The organism is Pseudoalteromonas sp. PPB1 (genome assembly GCF_015356275.1).
Classification (GTDB): domain Bacteria; phylum Pseudomonadota; class Gammaproteobacteria; order Enterobacterales; family Alteromonadaceae; genus Pseudoalteromonas; species Pseudoalteromonas rubra_D.
Map to the genome: position 1 here is coordinate 313,716 of NZ_JACEQV010000002.1, position 24,154 is coordinate 337,869.

The 24,154-nt window shown below is 46.0% G+C and carries 21 protein-coding genes; 1 reads left to right on the forward strand and 20 read right to left on the reverse strand.

What is annotated here, in order from left to right; translation table 11 throughout:
• Position 1 precedes the first annotated feature (1 nt).
• The 20 genes from IY568_RS03725 to flgB form a co-directional block, all read right to left on the reverse strand.
• On the reverse strand, positions 2 to 1,330 hold the full coding sequence (locus tag IY568_RS03725; protein ID WP_194866808.1) for a DUF4910 domain-containing protein: 1,329 nt from the start codon (positions 1,328 to 1,330) through the stop codon (positions 2 to 4).
• A 5-nt stretch (positions 1,331 to 1,335) separates the two neighbouring features.
• Complete coding sequence (locus tag IY568_RS03730) at positions 1,336 to 3,417, reverse strand: 6-hydroxymethylpterin diphosphokinase MptE-like protein (protein WP_194866809.1); 2,082 nt, start codon at positions 3,415 to 3,417, stop codon at positions 1,336 to 1,338.
• Between the two features lie 18 nt (positions 3,418 to 3,435).
• Entirely contained in the window at positions 3,436 to 3,753 is a 318-nt protein-coding gene (locus tag IY568_RS03735; protein ID WP_228553104.1) for a hypothetical protein, read from the reverse strand.
• Positions 3,722 to 4,150 (reverse strand): flagellar export chaperone FliS, encoded by a 429-nt coding sequence (gene fliS, locus IY568_RS03740; RefSeq protein ID WP_125563893.1) that lies wholly within the window; start codon positions 4,148 to 4,150, stop codon positions 3,722 to 3,724. The genes IY568_RS03735 and fliS overlap by 32 nt, the downstream gene beginning before the upstream one ends.
• A gap of 9 nt (positions 4,151 to 4,159) precedes the next feature.
• Positions 4,160 to 5,566 (reverse strand): flagellar filament capping protein FliD, encoded by a 1,407-nt coding sequence (gene fliD, locus IY568_RS03745; RefSeq protein ID WP_194866810.1) that lies wholly within the window; start codon positions 5,564 to 5,566, stop codon positions 4,160 to 4,162.
• A 24-nt stretch (positions 5,567 to 5,590) separates the two neighbouring features.
• Positions 5,591 to 6,022, reverse strand: a complete 432-nt coding sequence (locus IY568_RS25070; protein WP_010385619.1) for a flagellar protein FlaG — start codon at positions 6,020 to 6,022, stop codon at positions 5,591 to 5,593.
• Between the two features lie 82 nt (positions 6,023 to 6,104).
• On the reverse strand, positions 6,105 to 7,067 hold the full coding sequence (locus tag IY568_RS03755; RefSeq protein ID WP_010385618.1) for a flagellin: 963 nt from the start codon (positions 7,065 to 7,067) through the stop codon (positions 6,105 to 6,107).
• 163 nt (positions 7,068 to 7,230) lie between these two features.
• A complete protein-coding gene (locus tag IY568_RS03760; protein WP_010385617.1) occupies positions 7,231 to 8,196 on the reverse strand; it encodes a flagellin in 966 nt (321 codons plus the stop codon).
• Positions 8,197 to 8,716: 520 nt separating this feature from the next.
• Positions 8,717 to 9,679 carry a flagellin gene (locus IY568_RS03765; RefSeq protein WP_125563899.1) on the reverse strand — a complete coding sequence of 321 codons (963 nt, stop codon included), beginning with the start codon at positions 9,677 to 9,679 and terminating at the stop codon, positions 8,717 to 8,719.
• A 379-nt stretch (positions 9,680 to 10,058) separates the two neighbouring features.
• A complete protein-coding gene (gene flgL / locus IY568_RS03770; RefSeq protein WP_058797716.1) occupies positions 10,059 to 11,294 on the reverse strand; it encodes a flagellar hook-associated protein FlgL in 1,236 nt (411 codons plus the stop codon).
• A 2-nt stretch (positions 11,295 to 11,296) separates the two neighbouring features.
• Positions 11,297 to 13,309 carry a flagellar hook-associated protein FlgK gene (flgK, locus tag IY568_RS03775; protein ID WP_125563903.1) on the reverse strand — a complete coding sequence of 671 codons (2,013 nt, stop codon included), beginning with the start codon at positions 13,307 to 13,309 and terminating at the stop codon, positions 11,297 to 11,299.
• 1 nt (position 13,310) lies between these two features.
• Positions 13,311 to 14,276: a flagellar assembly peptidoglycan hydrolase FlgJ gene (gene flgJ, locus IY568_RS03780; protein WP_125563905.1), complete on the reverse strand. Its 966-nt coding sequence runs from the start codon at positions 14,274 to 14,276 to the stop codon at positions 13,311 to 13,313.
• A 102-nt stretch (positions 14,277 to 14,378) separates the two neighbouring features.
• Positions 14,379 to 15,473, reverse strand: coding sequence for a flagellar basal body P-ring protein FlgI (locus tag IY568_RS03785; RefSeq protein WP_125563907.1), 1,095 nt, complete (start codon positions 15,471 to 15,473; stop codon positions 14,379 to 14,381).
• Positions 15,474 to 15,484: 11 nt separating this feature from the next.
• A complete protein-coding gene (gene flgH, locus IY568_RS03790) occupies positions 15,485 to 16,174 on the reverse strand; it encodes a flagellar basal body L-ring protein FlgH (protein WP_125563909.1) in 690 nt (229 codons plus the stop codon).
• A gap of 15 nt (positions 16,175 to 16,189) precedes the next feature.
• A complete protein-coding gene (flgG, locus tag IY568_RS03795; RefSeq protein ID WP_010385605.1) occupies positions 16,190 to 16,978 on the reverse strand; it encodes a flagellar basal-body rod protein FlgG in 789 nt (262 codons plus the stop codon).
• Between the two features lie 18 nt (positions 16,979 to 16,996).
• Positions 16,997 to 17,761: a flagellar basal body rod protein FlgF gene (locus tag IY568_RS03800; protein ID WP_010385603.1), complete on the reverse strand. Its 765-nt coding sequence runs from the start codon at positions 17,759 to 17,761 to the stop codon at positions 16,997 to 16,999.
• A gap of 116 nt (positions 17,762 to 17,877) precedes the next feature.
• The gene (gene flgE / locus IY568_RS03805; RefSeq protein WP_125563913.1) at positions 17,878 to 19,230 is read right to left on the reverse strand and encodes a flagellar hook protein FlgE; all 1,353 of its coding nucleotides are present in this window, start codon (positions 19,228 to 19,230) and stop codon (positions 17,878 to 17,880) included.
• Positions 19,231 to 19,267: 37 nt separating this feature from the next.
• The gene (locus tag IY568_RS03810; RefSeq protein WP_058797709.1) at positions 19,268 to 19,945 is read right to left on the reverse strand and encodes a flagellar hook assembly protein FlgD; all 678 of its coding nucleotides are present in this window, start codon (positions 19,943 to 19,945) and stop codon (positions 19,268 to 19,270) included.
• A 15-nt stretch (positions 19,946 to 19,960) separates the two neighbouring features.
• Positions 19,961 to 20,392 carry a flagellar basal body rod protein FlgC gene (gene flgC, locus IY568_RS03815; RefSeq protein WP_054015564.1) on the reverse strand — a complete coding sequence of 144 codons (432 nt, stop codon included), beginning with the start codon at positions 20,390 to 20,392 and terminating at the stop codon, positions 19,961 to 19,963.
• A gap of 2 nt (positions 20,393 to 20,394) precedes the next feature.
• Entirely contained in the window at positions 20,395 to 20,805 is a 411-nt protein-coding gene (gene flgB / locus IY568_RS03820; RefSeq protein ID WP_125563915.1) for a flagellar basal body rod protein FlgB, read from the reverse strand.
• Positions 20,806 to 23,047: 2,242 nt separating this feature from the next.
• Between flgB and istA the strand changes: the two genes are divergently transcribed.
• Positions 23,048 to 24,088, forward strand: a complete 1,041-nt coding sequence (gene istA, locus IY568_RS03825; RefSeq protein ID WP_194866811.1) for an IS21 family transposase — start codon at positions 23,048 to 23,050, stop codon at positions 24,086 to 24,088.
• The last annotated feature ends 66 nt before the right edge of the window (positions 24,089 to 24,154 follow it).

Here is a 24,154-nt window from a genome sequence, read left to right on the forward strand (position 1 = left end):
ACTACGCCTCCAACTGACTCTGGGGTGGCAACATTTTTAACAACCCATGCGCCTCCAGCTTACTGATTGCACCTGCAAATTCCGTGACAGATTGATTGTACTTACCTGCGATGTCTATGGTGTCATGTTGTCCATCGCTGTAACACAGCAGCATCTTAATGTGATTCAGTTCATCCAGCTGACGAGTTCGCTCTTCACTAAAAAAGCTCAACGTCGGATACAAACCCCGACTGCCTAGGTTAGGCTCGCCATAGGGGTGGGTATTTTCAAAGCGTGCACTTTGCTCAAACGCCAGGAAAATCTTTTCAAGTTTGTCAATGCTATCCAGTAGTGGTTTTATCCCCATATAATCTTTGTTATCTAGCGATGTGTGATATTCCTTATAACCTGTATGAAAGCTTCGGCTAACACAACACACCGGAAACTGAAATCCGGGCGCATTATACTGACGCTCATCAGAACCACTGAGCGGACTAAAAGGGATGTTGCTGTGGCCATGGCCTTGCTCACTCAAGTGATACAGCAGTTTATCCAGCAGCCCATTGTCATTACGACTATGTTTAAACACCAGCTCCTTTGGGTCGCCCCCTAAGCAGTTCAGTACGAGCCCAGACACCAAATGCTGACGAAAATGCTCCTGCATTAGATGCAGCACACCCAGGCTCCCAATAGTTTCCGGGTGCAACATAAAGCGATAAGTATAGCGGCGATTAGGCCACTGTTTTATTCTATGATACAAGCCTAATAGCACCAGTGGCCCACTCAGTTCATTATTCGCCATTGAGGGGTGACACAGGTAGGAGCTCAGCAACACTTCTTGCTCTGATTGCCCTCCAAGTACCGTTTGCGCGAGATCTAAGTGCCCATCAACAAAACGGCTCTTGATCACCGCTCGGTACTGACCAGGCTTCAACTGCTCGCGACGTGACTGACTGAGGCAAAAGCCCCAGCGCTTTTTATAATAACTGGTCACATACGGCACCGCTTCTGGCAGCTCGGGCAAACTATATAAGTGAGATTGCAGTTCCTCCAGAGACAGTGTGACATCCACAGGCTCTGAGTAATTAACCACCTCCAGGTTGAGCCTGTGCATATCCGCTACACGCTCACCATCCGGTCCTAACAGATACGCTTCATCACAATGCCACTCCTGAGGAACCTGCCAGTCAAATAAGGCCGTGCCTGAAGGAATAGACAAGCGTTCCAACGGCAGGTATCTGCCAAAAATATCGTAACTTTGCCTCAGCCCGGGACCCGTGATCGACCTGAGGATAGGAAACAGTTCATCATAAAGGTCATTATAAAACGCTTCTGTTTCTTGATACGACACTACGGCTACTCCAGTCCCAGATCACACTTCTCAGTGTAATGTTCACAAAAATGTGTATAGATTTCTTTGATATAACTCATCCATAACTGATTTAACCGTTGATACTGTTCAAGGCTGAAAGCTTCATCTTCATAGGTATACAACAAAGTTATCAGTGGGCAATGGTAGTATAATAACGACCCTTTGATCACATGAAACAAGTGGCCCCATTTCGACTGTTTGTAAGCGTTTAAATAGCGAGCTTGACGTCTAAGCTGATCGGCTGCTTCGCGACGACTGGTCACAGGCTCACTGGCAATACTGCAAATATGCTCAGTTAGCTCTTTAAGCCCCTCCAGAGCAATCGCCTCTTCACTGACATCATCGAGTGGGAAAGTGCTAAAACACTCAGCTTTTATTTGCTCCACCAGCCTCTCAGTATCATAGTCACCTTCAATATCGAGTAGATCTTCTGCATGCACTGCCATTGCTTTGTCAATTTTCGCGCCACTGCCGACATTAAGGCATGTCGTCACGTCATAATATCTAAGCAATTTTTCTAACTGAGCATGGGCAATCATGAACAGATCATTTGACAGTACATGGCCACCGAAGTTGGCAGGTAAAGTGTGTCCCTCAATCTCGAGGTGACAATGTCCCTCATCCTCAGTATCTTCATTTCGCGCCCGATATATACTGTCTTTACTGTGATGTGCACCACCTGGGGCCTTGCCATTATCGACACCAAATAGATACACATTACGAAACCCAAGATATAACACAAACGATAACGCCGCGTTGGCAACGACTGGGTTACAATATGGAATTTTCGGCAAGGTCTGTGATAGGTGCTGTAATGCCAGGATATCCAATAGAGAAGTCCCTGCTTCAGCCCCTTTTGCAGCAATGCCCGACCATTTATATCTATGATTTGTGTCAGGGTACAGCGTACTAAGACCAATAAGATTGGTATTTTCGTATACTTCCGGAGGGACTATTTCTCCAAAAATCTTATAGTTGGAGTAAGGCCGTTCAACCAGTACATGGAAATCAGCCGGGATCCCTTTTTTATGCAAAGTCGCGATAGAGGTCCCAGCAGCAATGATAATGGCTTTTTTGTGATTACGCTTAATAAAGGCTTCGGCTTCGTCTAGTGATGGTCCATTCCCGATAATGAATATTGGAGTGTCTTTATCCAGACCTTGCGCTGTATTAGTTAACCAGGCCGCCTTATTACGAATATGATGGATACCATGCGCCAGTCCTGTCACGGCGTCATTATAAAAACCATGCCCGAACTGGAATCGAAAATAATCTTTAACCCATTGCTTAATCAGCGTATTAAGTTCATTCCCAGGCGTGTGTTGATAACAAAAACTTCGTACCAGGGCAAACGCTCCCACATCTTCAGCTATCTTTTCTATGTCCTGAATAAATAGACTATGATCCACCCCTAAATGGAAGAATAAACACCCGCCCTGCTCATCTATATCAGCGATAACTTGAAACCAGTCAGTGCAAAACAGGCTAGCAAAAAACTGTTCAAAATCAGGTTCGATCAGAAAAATGTAATCGAACTGAGTTCGCTCTAGCAAGAGCGGGACATGATAGCCTAGGCCAATGCCGAAGATAATAGCACTTGGAAAATGATCAGGCATTTTACTGAGCGGGGGTTCTGCTCGCTCACGAATGTCAATCATCAGTTTAGTCAGTTCCGTCATGTAGCGAACGTGTAAGCGCTCATCTTCCTGATTTTGACCATATCCCGTGTAATCCGTCAGACTCAAAACGGGCTTACGAAGCTGCCTCTCCACTTGCTCTGTGGTTTGTTCTATCGGCGACTGAGAATAGATAGGGGCACTACTGGTCTTCGGGACAAAGTTGCCATGTCCGGATGTGGTCACATGGAGGCAAAACTCATCGCGAACACTGTGGTTATTAATTGCCTTTGCAATGTCTGGATAATATTTCTCAAAACTCTGCAGGTTTTTGCTAAAACGCACATTGGCTTCTTCTGCGAATTTCGCCTCGCGAGCCTGGTGCGCTGTTGTTTCTGAGAGTTTTTCACTGAGGGACTCTAATTGTTGTGATATGGGATCTTTGTTCATACATCAGCCAATGTCGTATTAAGTACTTTTATACGCTTTGATCTTTTTTTGATTACCAACAAATTGCGACAGTTCTTTCGCGACTGTCATTTTATTTTGTTGTAGTGTGGCAGTGAGTGTCTGGATATGATTAAAAAGCGTGAATGCAGCCTGTTGAATTGTTTCTGATTCAGCCAGCATTTCGTTCGTTAATGTTGAGCGGAGTTGATCGTCAAATTGTTTAAAAAGACGCTGCGCCTCTTCAAGCTCGCCAGCCTGGCAAGCCGCATCTACTGCTTCTAAAGATGCTTCTATATCCGCAAAGTTAACCGACATTGGCATCAGCGCCATTGTCATTCAATGTCTGCTGACGAACGTCGACAGGGATAGCATCCCAGGCTGATTTAATTTCCTTTAATAGATTTGACACTTCGTCAATAATCGCAGGATCATTCTGAAGGCTGGCATCCAACAGCCTATCGATCATATAAGAATATAATGCGTATAAATTCTCGGTCACTTCCCCGCCCACTTCAAAATCCAGACAACCGCGAAGTGCTTCTAAAATCGCAGAGGCTTTTGAAATATGCTCTGCTTTTGCTTCCAGGTGACGCTTTTCAATTGATACTTTAGCAAGTACCATTTTCTCCACTGCGCCAGCCATTAGCATTTGAATAATTTCGTAACGATCAGCACCGGCCACACGTGTTTTCAGTGCTTCTTTCTGATAATTTTTAACTCTTGCGTTGTACATAATGGCTCCTTACTTAGACTTGGTGAACCCTGGCAAATTCGCGAGCTGAGCGCCCAAATAAGATTGCGTTTGCTGCATCTGGGCAATCAACACATCCAGCCCAGCATACTGCTTTCGTAATCTCTCTTCTAAAGACGCCATGCGAAATTCGTGATTCTCCACATCGTCTTCTAAATCGCTGAGCTGGCCGTTCAGACCATCTTCTCGATCTTTAATCAAACCGCTCGAACTTGCATAATTGTCAAGCAACGACTCTAGCTGCTTGGCGACACCATTATCTCCTGCAAACGCTGTGCCAATATCGTCGAAGTTACTATCCATTGCATCATTAAGACTACGTACTAACGACGATTTTTCAAGGTAACCATCATTGTCTACCCCTAAACCGATATCGAATATGGTTTCAAATGGACCCGCATCGGTTAGGTTAGTGGATAAGGTGGTAATCAACTGGTCACTAAGCGTCCGCATCGATGAATCGCCGTTTAGCGGTTTACCAATCCGAGTCTGAAAACCGATATTCCCAATCAGGTTGTTATAGTTCGAGATAAACTCATCAATCAGCGTATTCACTGAGTCTCTGTCATAGTCGACATTGAGACTCGCCGTATCATAGCCATCGGTATCGTTCCCTTCACTCTTTGCCAACGCCTTGATAGTCATGTCCTGAACCGCGTCTTTAAAGGTGTTGGTATCACTTTGAATTTCCAAACCATCAACCGTGATGATTGAGTTACGCGCAGCATCGTCTGTGCCAATGGTCATCCCGCCAGTGGTACCAATCGATACTTTATCCAGCTCTGCATTGTCATTCGTCACGGTAAGGTCATTGCCTGTACCGCTAACATTAGATGTCAATATCAACTTTGACCCTGCTGCAGTACCGGTATTTACTATATTGGCTGTCACGCCAAAGTTTGTGTCAGACGCGTTTATCGCATCTCGTAATTCACCCAGCGTCATACCCGCTGTCACATCCAGCGTGAAGCTATTATCGGCTCCGGCGCCAAACGTTAACGTGCCTCCGGTGGCACTCACGACATCGTCAATTGACGTGTAAGCACCATCAGCCGAAACGGCACGGCTCCCCTGTGCCAATTGTTTGACGGCAATATCAAAGTTACCAACTGAAATTTCTGACGTCGGCGTCACACTGATGATGTCACCAGATGTTGGCTGCGTGATATTAGCGACCCTTTTACCGAAGTTTTCAGGGTCAGCTAGCTTTTTAACTGTGTCATTGAGTTTGGAGATAGCAGACTTAACCTCGCCCAAGGCAGAGAGCTCTACTTTCAAAGACTCTTCTTTCTTGACGAAGGCCTGCATCTTGGGAATATTCTCGGCATCAACCGATGCTTTAATAATACTCTCCAAGTCCAGACCTGAGCCGACGCCTGCAGACGTTATAAGTGGCATTTGCTACCTCCAATTCACTTTCATTTATGCTGTCCTGTCAAACAGCAAACCTTTTCCTGATACTTTATCGGCAAATTCCTCCAAAGCCTTAGCAACTTCGCGAAATTCCTCTGAGGGAATTTCCCGGATCACTTCATCATTGCCTTTGTCGATGACTCTGATGAAAGGCGGATTGCCTTTATCATCAAACTCAAACGACAAATTAGTTGCCGTGACCGGTATAAAGTCATTCAGCTTTGCCAGATCAGATTTCACCTGGGCGAATAATTTGTCCTGTGCATCAGGGTCAGCTTCTTCCTTTTGCTTGTCCTGAGCCCGCACTGAGGGGTTATCAACCAACTTGGTTAACTTCTCCACAGCCCGGAGCGTCTCTGCACTTTCCTCAGGCTTAATTTGACCAGGAGTGAGCACCGCATTATTCGAACCAAGCCCTAATGTTGCCTGAATCTCTTTCACAATACACCTCCAATCTCTAGTCTAACTGTAAGTATACGCCAAGTTTCGCGATTTCTCATGCAAACTTGACGTTACACTATTATTAGCCTAAGAGCGACAGGGCGACCTGAGGACGCTGGTTAGCCTGACTCAGGATTGAACTACTTGCCTGTTGCAGGATCTGCATCTTGGTCAAACTCGCCGTTTCTGCAGCAAAGTCGGTGTCCTGAATACGAGAACGTGCAGCGGTCAGGTTTTCGGCAACATTCGACTGGTTACGAATGGTTGACTGGAATCGGTTTTGAACCGCCCCCAGTTCCGCACGTTTTTTATCCACAACCGCAATCAGATTGTCCATGCCAGCCAATACTGCCTGTGCATTAGCCTGTGAAGACACTGAAATACCCGCCTCAGTGAACACATCGGAGAACACTTTAGCGTCTGCTGCTGCGCCTACCGTCGTACTGATGGTTTCTGTAGTGGTACTCAATGCAACGCCGGTTACACCGCTGGCAATACCCGCAATACCAGACAGGGTAAACCCACCGTTGGCTTGTAGGTCGTTGGTTGTGGCGGCAACGTTTTGCATACTGAAGCCGATGGTTTGTACCGCATCAGCACCTACCTGGAAGTTCGCGTCGTATGTACCGTCAAGCAGGTTCTGACCACCAAAGGTGGTGTCAGCTGCAACGCGGTTTACTTCCTCTGAAAGAGAGCGAATTTCTTCTTGTAGTGCCAGTCTGTCTTCATCGGTGTTTGAACCGTTAGATGCCTGTTGCGCAAGTGTTCTGATCCGTTGGAACATCTGAGTGGTTTCGTCCAGCGCACCTTCTGCGGTTTGCGCCAGTGAGATACCATCGTTCGCGTTTCGGATACCTTGATTCAGACCATTGATTTGACCGTTCAGACGGTTGGTGATTTGCATACCTGCAGCATCGTCTTTTGCACTGTTAATGCGCAAACCCGATGATAGGCGTTGGAAAGACGTATCTAACGCTCCTGAGGATTTATTTAATTGCCGCTGTGCGTTCAATGAACTCACATTGGTATTTACATATAAAGCCATAATAGCCTCCGCTTTATCAATATAACTCGCTGAGACGGGATACCCCTACCCTGCCAGCAGCGATGATTTAGAGTCCTAGATTTATAGTTCTCTAAATCCGCTATCGACTGATAAAGCGAAAGCTTTAGCCTTATTTGCAAATTATTTTATTTTTTTTGTGTTATTAACCCTGTAACAGGCTCAGAGCCGCCTGTGGACGCTGGTTCGCCTGGCCTAGTATAGTCTGGCTGGCCTGCTGTAGGATCTGGTTTTTAGTTAGTTTAGCTGTTTCCATCGCAAAGTCCGCATCTTTGATCCGGGATTTTGCAGCTGCCAGGTTCTCTGAAATATTGGCCTGGTTTCGGATCGTCGACTGGAATCGGTTTTGTACCGCACCCAGCTCAGCCCGCTTTTTATCTACAACCGCAATCAGCGCATCCATACCTGCCATAACAGCCTGAGCATTGGCCTGCGATGACACTGATATACCAGCTGCCGTGTAGACGTTTGAAAACACTTTGGCATCCGCTTCAGTACCGATATTTGTACTGATGGTTGCTGTCGTCGCACTCAGCGCAGCGCCCGACACTCCACTGGCAACACCCGCCACACCCGACAGGGTAAAACCACCATTATCAGCCATAGAGTTAGTGGTGGCTCCCACATACTGCATACTAAAGCCAATGGTTTGCACCGCATCAGCACCTACCTGGAAATTAGCTGAGTAAGAGCCGTCTAGTAAGTTTTGACCACCAAACGTGGTATCACTGGCAACCCGGTTTACTTCTGCCGCCAGCTGACGAATTTCTTCCTGAATTGCCAGGCGATCTTCATCCGTGTTCGAGCCGTTCGCTGCTTGTTGTGACAAGGTCCGGATCCGCTGGAACATAGAAGTAATTTCATCCATTGCCCCTTCCGCTGTCTGGGCAAGTGAAATACCATCGTTAGCATTTCGGTTACCCTGGTTAAGACCCAGGATCTGCGATTGTAGTCGGTCTGAGATTTGCAGACCTGCTGCATCGTCTGCCGCACTGTTGATCCGCAGACCTGAAGATAGGCGTTTGAAGGACGTATCCAGCTCAACACCGGAATTTTGTAGTTGTCGTTGCGCATTAATGGAACTGACATTGGTATTTACAAATAAAGCCATGATTCACTCTCTCTATACAAATGCTCAGCATTGAGCTGTTCATTGGCGTACAAGGAGGCAATTGTTATCACTGGCCGGAGCTCAGTGAAGGGGCAATCCAATGCCGCTTGTACAAACTTAATTTCTTCTGGAATGAATAAAGCAAGGTGTGTGCCAATAAATTTTGACAAGGTGAATATCGTGTCTTGGAATCGCAATATGGTGAACTGAACTATACTATTTATAGAGCTGACATCCGCTTGATGCCTATAAGGAAGAGCTTTTCAGGGGGGGTTATCACCAAGCCAACCCATGTATCTAAATAATAAGTATAAAGAAAAAGAGGCCTGGCAGCCTCTTTTTTTGAAGTTTGAGAGTGGGTGTCAATATTTTTTCATAATATTGGCACGGAAAGTGCTAATATTAACGTGTTCATTGTTTTGATGAACTGTAATTGGATTTAAGCTCCTCCGCTTTATCATCCAATTGGGTGCCCTGGCTAATACCCCATCAAGTCCGGGCACCTGTTTTCCTACCTATCTTATCCCAGTAGACTTAGTGCAGCCTGAGGACGCTGGTTAGCCTGACTCAGGATTGTCTGGCTCGCCTGTTGCAGAATCTGCATTTTAGTCAAGCTTGCAGTTTCCTGAGCAAAGTCAGTATCTTTGATACGTGATTTCGCAGCTGACAGGTTTTCAGAAATGTTAGACTGGTTACGAATTGTAGACTGGAAGCGGTTTTGTACCGCACCTAGCTCTGCACGTTTCTTATCAACAACCGCAATCAGGTTGTCCATACCAGCTAATACTGCCTGCGCATTTGCCTGAGAAGATACCGAAATACCTGTTTCAGTGAATACGTTAGAGAAAACCTTCGCGTCTGCTTCAGTACCAATGTTTGTACTGATGGTTTCTGTTGTCGCACTCAGTGCAACACCGGTTACGCCACTTGCAATACCTGCGATACCAGATAGTGTGAAGCCACCGTTTGCCTGCATATCGTTAGTTGTACCGGCAACATTTTGCATACTGAAGCCAATGGTTTGTACTGCGTCAGCACCAACCTGGAAGTTTGCAGAGTAAGAACCATCTAGTAGGTTTTGGCCACCGAAGGTTGTATCTGCTGCTACCCGGTTCACCTCAGAAGACAGTGAACGGATTTCTTCCTGGATTGCCAAACGGTCTTCGTCTGTGTTTGAACCGTTTGATGCTTGTTGTGCCAGGGTACGAATACGCTGGAACATTGAGGTAACTTCGTCCATCGCACCTTCAGCGGTTTGCGCTAGCGAGATACCGTCGTTTGCGTTTCGGTTACCTTGGTTTAAACCGTTGATTTGTGAGGTCAAACGGTCAGATATTTGTAGACCTGCTGCATCGTCAGCAGCGCTGTTGATACGAAAGCCCGATGATAAACGCTTGAAGGAAACATCCAGCGAGTTGCCTGAATTGTTTAATTGTCTTTGAGCATTCAATGAACTTACGTTAGTATTTACATAAAGTGCCATGGTGATTCTCCCACTATAATCTGAGTGCTTACTCTTTGAGTGCTTACTCTGTAAGTGCCCACTCTCAAACTTCTAAAACTTTCTCTCATAGCCTTCGAGGTTTGTTTTCACTCTCCGGCTTGGTTACTTAAGTTATCGGGCAGCGGCAAAAATACTTTAGAAATTTTTCGAAAAAAATCTCATCCGTTTGTTTATTAAAGATTTTTAATTTATAAAGTGGCATAAAGTGGGAAATAAATTGCCACCCTAAACTTCACAGATAAATCTGATGCACTGCAACAAAGTTTATAAAAGTGAGTAGGTTAGAATCTAAATTGAGTAAAAGAGAGGAAAAATGGAAGCGGCAGGGATAACCCCTAAAAGCCGCTTCCAGGACGGATTACCTGATGTAGTCGAGTAGAGATAGATTAGACAACCGGCCAAAGGTGGCCTGCGATGCCTGAAGTGCGGTTTCATGTTTGGTCAGATCGGTAATGGCTTCGGCCATATCCAGCTCAACCAGTTCTGCTTTTGCAATCTTATTGTTAATATCCAGGTCAGCATTCGCATCGGTGATACGCGTTGCGGTGTTGAGCCTGCCCCCCAGACCAGACTGAGTCTGTGAAACGCGGTTTTTTGCGTTATCTATACCAATCATCGAATCAGCCAGTACCTGACGATAATCTTTTTCACTGAGTGTCGTGTCATTCAATGCCGTAACCAGGTCATCCAACATATTGAGTACGTTATCTCGCTCTGGCGCTTCAAGATCAAAGTCAATCTGCGCGGGCGCATTCCCCGTGAAGCTGAACTCCATGCCTTCAACCTCGATGTGATTTTCTTCATAGCTACCCGTTGCCAATACCGTTGCACCTTGCTGTAAGGAATAGGTATTAGGTGTTCCCGCTGTAAGTACCAGACTAAATGTATTCGAGCCAGCTGGCGCTGTTGGGTCCGGGTTATAATTGGCTTTATGAAATTGGTCAAATGGTCCCTGTTTGGTTACATACACATCCGAGCTCACGACCCCCCCCGACACAGTCGCTGTATTGGAGGCCACATTGAGCCGTGTTGGTACACTCTCAAAAACATCAAACCCGTTATCGCTGGATTTAATTTCAACCCCTTCGGCAACCTTAATTTTATGCTGCCCCTGATCACCGTTGTATTGATAACGCTGTTGTGTACTGTTGTACGAATAGGCTTCAGTATTATCCTGATAACCGGAAAAAATGTATCGGCCATCTTCCGTTTTCGCATTCATCAGGTCATGCACCGCGGTTTGTATAGCACTTAGCTCTTCAGACAACGATGCTCTGTCTACATCCACCAAAGAACCGTTACCTGCCTGGACCGTTAGCGTCAGAGCACGAGTCAAAGAATCTTTGATATTATCCAGTACACCTTCTTGCGTATCCAAACGGCCTTTGAGCATAGTCAGATTTTTTGTATATTGCTCATTGGTTTGGATCCTATCGGTGTATAACAAAGCCCGTGCCATTGCAGAAGGATCATCTGATGCAGTTAATACACGTTTTTGCGTATTAACCTGCTGCATTGCTTTATTCACATCTTGCTGGCTATCGAGTATTGAGTTCAGGTTATTCTGATACATCATATTTTGAGATAAACGCATAATTACCTCGCCGCACTTAATAGGGTATCAAACACAGTTCTTGCTGCGGTAAGTACTTGTGCAGCTGCTGAGTAAGATTGTTGAAAACGAAGCAAATTTGCTGCTTCTTCGTCTAAATTCACGCCCGCCATAGACTCATACCAGGCTTCAGATTGGGCTGCCAACGCTTCATAGGCCGCACCATTGGTTTTGGCCTGATTGGCCACAACACCTATTTCCGTCACTAGGCCGGCATACGCTTCATTGAACGTCTTCAAATTATCTGCAGTTGCGGTGGTCACCACATTCTGACGCACCAGTTCTGCACTTTGTAACTTACTAAGCTCGAGACCATTACGGTTATCATCAAAACCACCGGTATTAAACTCAATGGTAAATGTGTCACCCGTCGCCGGCGTCCCTTCAATATTAAAATCGAAGCCATAGCTGGCATACGCGCCCCCCGCTTGGGCAAGTAAGTTTTCAGCGGGCGGTGTAATAGTAAATGTATTGGTACCATTGCCATCAACGATCTGATATTCATTGGCGTTTGCCGTTTTGGTCAGTGTGATTGTGCCATTGGTCAGGCTCGGTGGTGCAGCTGTAAAGTTACTCGTAGCAGGATCTGTGTTGGTGACAGAGCCTACAGAAATGTTTGCCGTACTCACATTACTGGCCGCAGTCTCCGTCCGTATTGGTGAAGCCAGTGCCAAACTTTCAGGTCTATCAGTTGCAAGTTGTAAATTCCCCGCAGTTCCCGAGTTAAGCTTAACCAGGAAGCTGTCACCAACATTAGCGGTCCCTGTCAGGTTCATTTGCAAACCAAACATGTCGACACCTGCCGCAACGGAGTTTGAATCTATCACTCCGCCAATCACGTTTGCAGTTACGGGAGTTCCCTGAACATTGCCCTTACTGTCTACCGCTGCAATTTCGACGGTGTTTGCTGCGGTATAAGTGACTCTGAAATCCGTCGCCGGGACTTCTTTACCTTTACCAGGCTCAACCGTAGCCGTTAACTGTGCGGTACTGGTATTGCTTTCATACGGATATCCGCCGACCGTTGGTAGCGTGAATATGTTACCGCCAAGATTACCATCCAGGTCCATACCCAGCTGGTTTTGCTGGTTAAAAGCATCGGCAAGTGATAGTCCGATTTGACCGAGCTGCGTCTGTGCTGGCACCAAAATATCATCACGAAATGCCATCAGGCCGCCAATCTTTCCTCTAAGACTGACATGATCCACCTCTAACGCCACAGCGGCACCATCAGTCACATCCAGCGTCAACGTTTTGTGGTTCGGATCGGGGTCGCCATCCATTGAGAAGAGATTAAAACTGCCATTTTCCATGACCAAAGATTGCCCGGAGCCAAGAAAAACGAGTTTTTCACCATTCTTGCCATCCAGGGTTTCGATGTCTACCAATTCAGCCAGATCTCTGATGGCCTGATCTCGTTGATTAAGCAAGGAGCTGCCGCTGCCATCGCTGTTATTACCATTGAGCGCCGCAACTTGGGCGTTCATGTCACTGATCTTCTGGATCAGGTTATTGGCTTCATCAGAATAAATCGACAATTGCTCATTTACGATATTGCTCTGATCAAACACGATACCGGATAACCTGTCCATCTGATCAATTAAGTTCTGTGCATCCGTCAAAAACAGGGAGCGCGCAACCGTTGAGGAAGGTAAATTCATCGCTTCCTGCATATTATTGAACAACGAGTTGATGCTCTGATTCAGATTATTAGACTCTTCACCAAACAAGGTATCAACCCGAGTGGCTTCCGTCACAAACTGTTCGTAGTAAGCCTCACTCGAAAGATCACGATTAAGCTGCTTCTGAGCAAACTCATTGAGTAGGCGCACGGTTTCACCACGTCCCACCTGGTTGTTGACCATAGTGGTGTGTTCAGTCCGCTCGCGAACATAACCTTTGGTATTCAGGTTTGCGATGTTTTTACTGGTCGTCTGGAGTAATTCAGAGCTGGCCCTGACCCCGGAAGTACCAATATTCATAAGATTAAATGACATCTTAATTTACTCCCTGATGCACTGACGCTGACAACATGGACTGAAATTCTCCTCTGTCCAACACACGTTTAATTTTTTCTGCATAATCTGGATCGGTTGCATACCCTGCCTGTTGCAGCGCATCCAGGTATTGGTCCGGATTATCTGTCTTAGTTAAAGCCTCTTGGTAACGAGGATTGGACTGCAGGAAATCGACATAATCATTGATGCTATCTTTCAGCGAATCATACGCTCTGAAGCTCGCTTGCTTTTTCACTGGTAAACCTTGCTCAAATTCCAGCGTCATTTTACTGGCGCTGTCACCCTGCCAACGCTTATCGGCTTTTATGTTAAACAGGTTTAAACTGCTTTCACCGTCCTGGCGGGCAATGATGTGCTTGCCCCAACCTGTTTCCAGTGCAGCCTGAGCAACCATCACAGCTGGATTCAAACCAATCTTGGCAGCTGCTGACTTAGCATGCTCCCAAAGCTGGCTAACGAAGGACTCTGGATCATCGAATTGCACATCTTTAGATGCACTTTCCATCACCTCAGGCTGTTGCTCAGCTTTCAACTGCGCAGCTTCACCATTGGCGATCCGGTCGCTTTGTAGCTCCGCACCGGTGCGCAGTACAGAGCTGGGCATATACCCATCCCGGTTAGGCGATAATTGCTGCACAATCAGGTCTGCGAGACCCAAGCTCCCTTCGCTGGAGAGCTGCATAGACATTTGCTGATCATGCATGTCACGATAAAATTTGACGCTGCTGGAATTAAACGGACTATCTTTGTCCTCCAGAACCTCATTGGCCTTTCGCATGCTGGACAACATCATTTGAGTGAAAATTGACTCGAACTGTTGAGCCGCCTTACGCAACGCTTCTTCAGAGGCATTGGCGTCTCCGGTACTTTTCAGTGCATCCTGTCTTAACGAGTTCAGATCAGTTAAGTCATAGAAACTTTGGTTGCGAGTTGGATCAGTATTCATTGCTCGAAATCACATCAATATACATAACCAATTACAATGCAATTATTGAGCCAAAAAAAAGCCCCATAAAATGGGGCTAACTAATTGATTATAAAGGAAGCATTAAATGACGACTAATTGACCATGTATTGCACCGGCTTCTTTCAATGCCTCCAGTATCGCCATCAGATCGCCAGGAGCAGCACCCACTGCATTGATTGCACGGACCAAATCATCCAGGCTTGAACCGGGGTCAAATACAAACGCCCGCGAATCGTCCTGGTCAACATCGACAATGCTTTGACGCGTCACCACAGTATCACCCTCTGTCAAAGGCTGCGGCTGAGACACATTCATTTGTTCAGCAATGGTCACTGTCAATCCGCCATGTGTTATTGCCGCAGGCTGCAGTTTCACTTCTTTGCCAATCACTATGGTACCAGTACGTGAATTCACGATAATCTTGGCTGAGGTATCCGCTGGTGTGAACTCCAGGTTTTCAAGAGTCGACAGGTAAGCAACGCGTTGAGAAGGATCCCGGGGTGCAATAACTCGCACGGAAGCAGCATCCATTGCTTGTGCGCTTTGTGGGCCCACCAGATCATTGATTGTATCAGCCAGACGCTTTGCGGTTGTGAAGTCGGGGCGATTCAGGTTGAAGGTAATATGATCTCCCTGGGTAAACGGGCTCCTGACAGCACGTTCAACTGTACCACCATTTGGAATACGACCAACTGTTGGCGTGTTGATTACAACCCGGCTGCCATCTAGCCCTTCAGCACCCAAACCACCCACGATCATACTGCCCTGAGCAATCGCATAGACATTACCATCTACACCTTTAAGAAACGTTTGCAGTAAAGTCCCGCCACGCAAACTGCCCGCACTACCAATAGATGACACCGTGACGTCAATAGTTTGACCGGGCTTCACAAAGGCTGGTAACTCTGCGTGAACGGCTACGGCTGCCACATTTTTGATCTTCGGCTTTAGGTTGGCAGGCATAGTAATACCAAAGCTGTTTAACATGCCCTTGAAGCTTTGTTCAGTAAAGCGGGTTTGCTCTCCGGTACCCGGCAGGCCCACTACCAAACCATAACCAACCAGTTGGTTTGAACGAACTCCCTCAACCATGGTTACGTCTTTGATACGCTCAGCTTGCGCAAACTGGCTGCCAATAAGTGCCATCGTTAGCACGAGCACATTAAATAATTTCATAGTTTGCTTCCTCAAAATGGCATAATGGCGCTCATAAAGAACTTAGTCAGCCAACCTGCACTCTGCACTTCCTGCGTATCACCTTTACCTGAGTACTGAATACGTGCATTGGCAATACGGTTTGACTCCACGGTATTATCAGCGTTGACATCCTGTGGTCTGACTAACCCCTCGAGACGGATAAACTCTTCACCGGTATTCAGTGTCAGCCATTTCTCGCCTCTTATCACCAGGTTTCCATTTGGCAACACCCGCATCACATTGACCGAGATATTACCAATAAGACTATTCGACTGGTTGGCCTGCGCATCCCCCTGAAATGAAGAATTTGAGCCTGCATCCAACTGAATACTTTTGCTTCCCCAGTTGACCGCAGCGCCGCCTAAACCCAGAATAGGATCAACATTCACTTCACTATCTTTGTCCAGTTTAGAATTGGCCGCTTTTGAAGCCTGAGTTGACTCTCGTAACACTACCGTAATGATATCCCCGGTTCGAAGCGCCTTTTTATCTGAGTACAGATCGTTGGCGTAAGCGTTGAACAACGAACCTGTTGGCACGACTGGCGCAGCTTCAGCTTCCGGATACATGGGCGCGTAGTAAGGATCGTCCCGCTTAACATCTTTATTTTGCGTTGTTGTACAACCACTAAGTGCTATACAGCCTGCCGCAAACAGGCCTAGTGTACGTAACTTGTCCATACTACCCCCAATCTTTTAAAGCTGCTGATTAATGTAACTAAGCATCTCATCAACTGACTTGATTACTTTCGAGTTCATCTCGTAAACCCGTTGTGTTTCAATCAAATTGACCAGCTCTTCGGTAACATTAACGTTCGAAGTTTCCAGCGCCCCCTGCACAATAGAACCAAGTCCTTCAACACCCGGGTTCCCCTGAACTGGCGCACCGCTGACAGCAGTTTCGGTATAGAGGTTTTGACCAATCGGTTCAAGACCAGATGGGTTAATGAAATCGCTTATTACCAGCTGGCCGATAACCGTATTGGCAGCTTCACCCTGAATACTGACAGAAACCTCACCATCCTGAGAAATGGTGATGGAATTTGCATTGTCCGGAACATTCATTTCAGGTTGCACCGGAAAGCCTGCCCCAGAGGTCACGATTCTACCTTCTTCATCAGTGGTAAACTGGCCATTTCGCGTGTATGCAATGGTGCCGTCAGGCATCTGAATTTCGAAAAAACCCGGTCCCTGAACCATCCAGTCCAATGAGTTTTCAGTGCTCAGCATGTTACCTTGCGAAAAGTTCTTCTGGTTGGCCACCACCTTGGCGCCCGCGCCAAGCATCAAGCCTGATGGAAGCTCGGTATCCTGAGAAGAACGACCGCCTGGTTGGTTAATATTCTGATAGAGTAAGTCTTCAAATATTGCGCGGCTTTTCTTATAGCCCACAGTACTGGCATTCGCCAGGTTATTCGAAATCACCGAAATATCAGTTTGCTGGGCATCTAGGCCGGTTTTACTGATCCATAATGCTGGGTTCATAATCTATACCTCACTCTCTTAAACGATACGCAGGAGCGAAGTGTGTCGCTCATCAATTTCTTCAGCTGTTTTCATCAGTTTCATCTGCATTTCAAACTGGCGCTGAAGGTTTACCATGTCTACCATCTCGTGAACCGGGTTCACGTTGGACATTTCTAAATAGCCACTCATGACTTTGGCGGTAGGTGAAATTTCACAAAACCCACATACGCCGTCTTCGAGCAACTCCTCTTTTGGTCTGAACAAACCATCATTGCCTTTTTCAAGTTTGCTATTGTCTGCGCTAATAATCTTTAACCGGTCGACCACTTCTAAAAAGTTGGCAGGTGCCCCCTGAGGGCGCACCTGAATTGAGCCATCATCACTGAACACCACCTTCTCTACTGGCAAAGGCAATATAATGGGCCCACCTTCGCCAATTATTTGACGACCATGACTGGTAACCAGTGCACCATCTGCCGTGATGTTCAGTGTGCCAACTTTCGTATAAGCCTCATCGCCTGCGGCATCTACAACACTTATCCAGGATTTCTCATCTACCGCAATGTCCAGATCCCGGCCGGTTTCAGTAATGGCACCACCTGTCATCATAGTGCCTGGGCGCTCCTGCATCGCAAACACGCGTGTCGGTAGCCCTTCGCCAAATGCCTGCATTGAACGGGCCTGTGCAAAGTCAGCCTTAAACCCGGTAGTATTGGCGTTAGCCAGGTTATTTGCCTTCAGCCCGACACCAACCAGGTTTTGTTTGGCGCCTGACATAGCGACATACAGCATTTTATCCATGGGAACGACCTAAAAATTGTTCAATCTATACTGAATAAAGCAATATAGATGCCAAGATGATCGTCAAGAAAATGAAAAGGCCGCTAAATGCGGCCTCAAGAGGTGATTGGATTTGATTATCGGATCTGCAGGATATTCTGCTGAAGTGTTGAGTTGACTTCCAGTGCCCGCGAGTTTGCCTGGAAGTTTCGCTGCGCACTTATCAGGTCTACCAGCTCGTTTGTTAAGTTAACATTGGACTGCTCCAATGCTGAGGAGTTGATTGAACCCAGTGTTCCTGAACCAGGCTCTCCCGCAATAGGCTCACCTGATGTTAAACTCTTTTTCCATCCGGTATTGCCCACTTGCTGCAACCCCTGAGAGTTAGAAAAACGCACCATGGCAACCTGACCCAAATAGGTTGAGTCACCATTACTGTAAGATGCGACAATTTTACCGTCACCGCCGATATCAATCCCCGCTAATCGGCCCGTTGTAGCGCCGTCTTGTTCAAGCGCTTTAACCTCAAAACGGCTGGCGAACTGTGTAGGTAGTTTGTTTGAGGTGTTTGCTTCATCGCGCCAATTCAGTTCCACGTTACTTGGGAATGTTGCGCCGTTTGTAAGCAAAGTTGATAAACCAGCACCTGCACCCGCTGGGATTGCAAACGAGTTAAAAGTTGTGCCTGTGTTCGCAACTTGCGGGTTACCTGTCGTGGATGGCAAACCATTTTGGTCAAACTGAAACTCAGTTATCGGCTCAAGTGGTGCGCCACTGGCTCCCGATGTATTAAACTGTGTACCATTAAGCGTTGCATACACTTGCCATTCATTGGGGTTGGTTGCGGGATCTTCTTTTACAAAATAAAGCTGAAGAATATGCGGTTCACCCAAGCTATCGTAAATCGTTGTTGAAGTAGAACTGTTGTAAGTTGCACTTTCTGTTGGGTCAAATGCCAACGTTGGCGCTGAAGCACGTGAGTCCAAGTTGAAAGATGAATACACACTGGTGGTTGCGCGTGGTGAACCAGAAGCATCTGGGATTTGCAGTGCTGATGATGTACTTAAACTGATTGAGGTCGTGTCACCGGTACTTGGGTCAACAGGGAAACCCTGTAAAAAATTACCCTGAGCATCAACGATAAAGTTGTCTTTGTTAAGTTTAAAGGCCCCTGCACGAGAGTAAGTGAAGTCCTGAGCTCCCAGCTCTTCACTCATCGCAAAGTAACCTTCACCTGTAATCGCCAGGTCCAGCGAGTTCTGCGTAAAGTTCAAAGAACCTTGGTGAAACTGCTGCGCAACCATAGTGGTTTGCACACCATCACCATTTTTTGTCTTACCAGCGCTAAATACGGAAGATGCATACACAGATGCAAATTCAGCACGCGATTCTTTAAAGCCCGTCGTATTAACGTTAGCGATATTGTTAGCTGTGGTATCCAGGTCTTTCTGAGCCGCAGCTAAACCAGTTAATGCAATATTGAAACTCATACTCTCACCTCTTGCGATTAAGGTTAAATCTTTTTAATTAGGCTAATTCCGCGACGTCAGTAAGCCGCACGGCACCCGCTTTAGTGTTGATAACGATGCCGCTTGCACCATTGACATTGACGCTTTCAATATTTCTGAAAGTCGCTGTAGGCAAGGCTGTAAACTTACCGTTTACAGAGCCCTCAGCCTTTATTGTGTAATCTCCAGGCGGTAACATGTCACCATCAGTGTTTTTACCATCCCAGTCAAAGCGAACTGCACCAGCATTTTGATCTTTAAGATCTATGGTTCTTACCAGCTCGTTTTTATCATTAAGAATACTGACCGTCAGTTTTTCTACAGGCTCGGTCACAATAATAGAACCCCGCGACTGCATGTCCGGGCCGTGCTCAATTGTGTCTGATTCCAGTAGCGCTTTCTTGCCGATCAAAGTCGACGCCTGCAAAGCAGAATTCGAGGTCATAGAATCAGCCAATGATTCAAACTTCGTGTTCAGGTCAGAGATACCCTCGGCCATGGTGAAGTTTGTCATTTGTGCAATCATCTGATCATTATCAGCCGGTTTGCTCGGGTCCTGATAAGACAACTGCTGAGTCAATAACGCAAAGAAATCCTCCTGCTTCAACTCATCATTCTTTTCTGTCGGAACCTGCTTGTCAGGCCAACGCAATGAATCGACATAGGTCGAGGTTGCTGAATTGACTTCGTTACTCATTGGCTATACTCCCACTTAGCGCTGACCAAGTTGCAAGGTTTTGCTAAGCATCTGCTTAGCGGCATCCGCTACCTGAACATTCGTTTGGTACGAACGCGATGCAGAGATCATGTTTGTCATCTCTTCAACCACATTCACATTTGGCTTATAGATGTACCCGTCTTTGTCAGCACTTGGATGGTTGGGGTTGTACTCAACCTGCAGTGGTTTATCGCTTTCTACGATCCCCAGTACTTTCACTCCAACCGAAGACCCCATGGTATTCGGGTGAGCTGCCGCAGCCTTGTTTAACTCCGCGGCGAAAACTGGGTGCCTAGCTCTATACACCTTATCCTGACTAGAACTGATGCTGTTTGCATTAGAAATATTACTGGCGGTCGTGTTCAAACGGACGTTCTGGGCGCTCATGCCTGAACCCGCTATATCAAAAACATTATATAAACTCATGATTAGCCACCTTGACCACTCAGGGCTTTCTTCAGCCCTTTAAATTTACCAGATAAAAAATTCAAACTAGCTTGGTACTCTAATGCGTTTTGTACATACAAGTTTCGTTCCACTTGTATATCCACTGAGTTACCATCGCCTGTATCTGCTTGATTTGGCGTGCGATATAGTTCAACACCATTGTTCAGCTGAGTCCCACCACTAAGATGATTCTCATTGGTTCTGACCATCTTATTGCCGCTTAGCTGTGCCGATTTTGCCGCTTTAAAAGCCTGGCCAAAGTCGATATCCTTAGCTTTATATCCAGGGGTATCTGCATTGGCTATGTTACTTGCTAAAATTTCAGCACGCTGAGAGCGGATCAGCATAGTGTGAGGATGAACCCCCAACGCTTTATCAAAACTAATTGCCATAACCCGACTCCAAAAAATTGACTTGATGAGATAAAAGCAAGAATGAGGCCAATATTTAAGTGGCGGAAAATTGCCGCATTGCCGATATCACCATTACAAGGTATCTAGTAAGAGACTAAACCACAGCACTGGCTAATTTCTTTATATTAATCAAATAGCTTTTAATCTTCCTTGGAACCAAATCCTAGAGGATAAATGTGGCTTCGACTTGTTGTGATATATGACACCGTGAGGGAAAGTGGTATGATTTACGATTGAAGAGAGTACAGCCCCTGAACGCCAAAAACCAGGCATTGCGCTATACCCAAAAACCTATAAGCCAATGCATCAGGCCCCTTTTTAGCCTTTATACTGCAATTAAAGATCACCAGCGCAGCTGGTGATGTGAGCTGGATTTGATCATTGAGCAACTGGTTATCAGGTTTATTTACACTTTAAACCAGCCAGAAATACTAATTGCCATATCCTCTCATCTTAAAAAGCGACGTATTATTGCCCCTCAATGTGCCCAGCCATTTAACCTCAGGAGAGTAAAGAGTCGTTATGATAGCGGTTTCATAATCGATATTACGGTCTTACGCTGTTATTACCCAGCGAAGGCCAATAGAGTGCAATTCTGAAGGGGCGCTGGGAGCTGTATTGAGTATGTGGAGAATCATCGATATCACCGGCCTTGCTTATAATGAATGTCAGGCGTAATGATAAAAAGCATTGCCAAAAGCGAAAACCAACTGTACATTTTTCAATCACCTCGATGATTAATCTTTGCAAGGAAAAAACGATGAAGCTGAAACTCAATAAAAAGCAGGTCAAAAGCTTATCTTCAGACTTAAAAACAGTACCAGAACTTGTAACACCTCAGATCTGTGGTGCTTTGCCACCTCCCAGTCATTTCTGTGACAGTGAGAATTGCACGCCCACTTCTATGCTGCCATGCATGACTTACTACTGTATTTAACCGCTCGCTGCCATTAGACATCCAGAAACATCCTCAGGCGAAACATGCACAAGTGTGAAAACTCATCCGGGTGGATATCGATAATACTACACTTGTGCGCTTCCCCGATAATGCATGCTTGATTGTCTTGTTTAAAATAATTTAACGAAGTGTCTTGCTATGATCGCCAGGCCGTAGTGCTTTTCAAATTTACTGTTTGACCTGTTAGCAGTTAAACCATTTTCTCTGTATTACTTGAACCTGAAGAAAGCTTCAGCGCGCTTCGTCATAAGAGACATCTGGATATGTGGTTACATAGACGCACAGGGCGAAAATAACTTAATTAGTCGCTTGGCAGTGATTTGCCATTTATACTCTCCGCGTGGCCTGTGAGCAGTTTCCGCATCAAGTGCGGGATAACGGTGGTATGGGGTTTGTGACTGGGAAGTTATATAACTTTTTAAATCGCACATAGCAAAAAAGCCCGACCCTTTCGAATCGGGCTCTGATGTACAAGGAGGTACGAATGTCTTTCGTCGACCTCTAATTAGGAGCTTGGCAATGTCCTACTTTCACATGGGTGAATTGTGACCGAAGTACCGCTTCGCAGCTATCGTGCAAAGTCGTGCTTTAGCGCGGTCTTTGCGCAAGGTGAAATGAGCTATTGTAGAGAACGCAGACCTATTCACAGCGCAACAAGAAGCCCTCCACAAGGAAGTGTCCCCAAAGGTTGCTAAGTACTGCATGCACCATCCAACCCAGCTTAATGGATGAATAGACAACACTGCTCTGTCTACAGCTTTTTTAAACTACTCAAAACGCAAAAAAGCCCGACTCTTTCGAATCGGGCTTTGATGTACAAGGAGGTACGAATGTCGATGATATTCATTGATGAATTAAGTGCAAAGTACAATGACAGCGAGCAACGCGAGTACATTTACTTTGCGCAAGGTGAAATGAGCTATTGTAGAGAACGCTGACCTATTCACAGCGCAAAAAGGAGCCCTCCACAGGGAAGTGTCCCCAAAGGTTGTTCAGTACGAGCTTTACTATATCCAACCCAGCCTCATGGATGAATAGACAACACCGCTCTGTCTACAACTTTTTTAAATCGCACATAGCAAAAAATCCGCTGCATTGCTGCAACGGGTTTCTCTTATTAGGCCCTGGCGATGTCCTACTTTCACATGGGTGAATTGCGACCGAAGCACCGCTTCGCTGTCACCGATCATGCAAAACTGATCCACTAACGATCATCGAAAACTGATCCACTTGGTATTATCCGTACATTTGTGCGGGAACTTTATGTTAACCAAGGAGACATTTGTGGATATTCATGTTCGCTTTGCACAAGGGCAGAGCATTCGTAAAATTGCCCGTGAACTAGGTATTTCTCGCAACACAGTTAAACGTCATTTGCAGAGAAAAGAAATGCCTATTTACAACAAACAAATTCAACCACCGACTAAGCTCGCACCTTTCGAAGAATACCTAATTCAGCGTATCGAACAGGCTAAACCTGAATGGATCCCAGCTACTGTTCTATTCCACGAGGCCGTACAAAGGGGTTATCAAGGTGGTATTGCCCAGTTGCGTCGCTTCGTTCGTCAGTTTAAATCAACTTCTACCCCTGAGCCTGTCGTTCGTTTCGAAACATTACCCGGACAACAGATGCAGATTGACTTTACAACGATCCGACGAACAAAATTTCCTCTAAAGGCTTTTGTTGCAACGCTTGGTTACTCCCGAGCAAGTTACATACAATTTTTTGATAATGAACGTGCGGAGTCATGGCAACAGGGATTGAAGGCCGCGTTTGATTACTTTGGTGGCGTGCCACAACAAGTGTTATGTGACAATGCTAAAGCACTCATCATAGAAAGGAATGCCTATGCTGAAGGAAAGCATAAAATAAATGCTCAAATGCTGCAGATATCAAAAGATTATGGATTTGAGCTTAGTGCCTGCAAACCCTATCGAGCCAAAACAAAAGGAAAAGTAGAGCGATTCAATCACTATTTAAAGAACAGCTTTATCATTCCACTCAAGGCCGAGCTAAAAGCACAAAACCTTGAACTGGACGTCGATATTGCAAATGCCAAAGTGGGTCCCTGGCTACAGCGGATAGCGCACCAACGAATACATGGCACAACCCAGGAAAAGCCAGCGGAGCGGTTGATTGAAGAAGTAAAACACTTACAGCCTTTACCTTGCATTGTTGGTCCATCTGTACCACAGGCCAAAGCGCTTAAGGTAGAAACAATATCTCAGTTTAAGTCCGCGGATCTGCAGCACTCAATTCATATATACGATGCATTTTCAGGAGGTGAGCGTGTTACTGCATGAACAAATAGCACACTTGTGCGAATCATTTAAGCTCAGCTCAACCGCTGCTCACTGGTCGCTATTAGC

Bases quoted from the DNA above. Each gene is read 5' to 3' on its own strand.
- IY568_RS03760 (WP_010385617.1), bottom strand. From the start codon at position 8,196: ATGGCTTTATTTGTAAATACCAATGTCAGTTCCATTAATGCGCAACGA.
- flgB (WP_125563915.1), bottom strand. From the start codon at position 20,805: ATGGCAATTAGTTTTGATAAAGCGTTGGGGGTTCATCCTCACACTATG.
- IY568_RS03800 (WP_010385603.1), bottom strand. From the start codon at position 17,761: ATGGATAAAATGCTGTATGTCGCTATGTCAGGCGCCAAACAAAACCTG.
- flgE (WP_125563913.1), bottom strand. From the start codon at position 19,230: ATGAGTTTCAATATTGCATTAACTGGTTTAGCTGCGGCTCAGAAAGAC.
- flgG (WP_010385605.1), bottom strand. From the start codon at position 16,978: ATGAACCCAGCATTATGGATCAGTAAAACCGGCCTAGATGCCCAGCAA.
- flgH (WP_125563909.1), bottom strand. From the start codon at position 16,174: ATGGACAAGTTACGTACACTAGGCCTGTTTGCGGCAGGCTGTATAGCA.
- flgK (WP_125563903.1), bottom strand. From the start codon at position 13,309: ATGTCATTTAATCTTATGAATATTGGTACTTCCGGGGTCAGGGCCAGC.
- IY568_RS03735 (WP_228553104.1), bottom strand. From the start codon at position 3,753: ATGACAATGGCGCTGATGCCAATGTCGGTTAACTTTGCGGATATAGAA.
- IY568_RS03765 (WP_125563899.1), bottom strand. From the start codon at position 9,679: ATGGCACTTTATGTAAATACTAACGTAAGTTCATTGAATGCTCAAAGA.
- istA (WP_194866811.1), top strand. From the start codon at position 23,048: ATGTTAACCAAGGAGACATTTGTGGATATTCATGTTCGCTTTGCACAA.
- IY568_RS03810 (WP_058797709.1), bottom strand. From the start codon at position 19,945: ATGAGTAACGAAGTCAATTCAGCAACCTCGACCTATGTCGATTCATTG.
- IY568_RS03785 (WP_125563907.1), bottom strand. From the start codon at position 15,473: ATGAAATTATTTAATGTGCTCGTGCTAACGATGGCACTTATTGGCAGC.
- flgC (WP_054015564.1), bottom strand. From the start codon at position 20,392: ATGAGTTTATATAATGTTTTTGATATAGCGGGTTCAGGCATGAGCGCC.
- IY568_RS03730 (WP_194866809.1), bottom strand. From the start codon at position 3,417: ATGAACAAAGATCCCATATCACAACAATTAGAGTCCCTCAGTGAAAAA.
- flgL (WP_058797716.1), bottom strand. From the start codon at position 11,294: ATGCGTTTATCTCAAAATATGATGTATCAGAATAACCTGAACTCAATA.
- fliS (WP_125563893.1), bottom strand. From the start codon at position 4,150: ATGTACAACGCAAGAGTTAAAAATTATCAGAAAGAAGCACTGAAAACA.
- IY568_RS03755 (WP_010385618.1), bottom strand. From the start codon at position 7,067: ATGGCTTTATATGTAAATACCAATGTGAGTTCATTGAACGCACAGCGG.
- flgJ (WP_125563905.1), bottom strand. From the start codon at position 14,276: ATGAATACTGATCCAACTCGCAACCAAAGTTTCTATGACTTAACTGAT.
- fliD (WP_194866810.1), bottom strand. From the start codon at position 5,566: ATGCCACTTATAACGTCTGCAGGCGTCGGCTCAGGTCTGGACTTGGAG.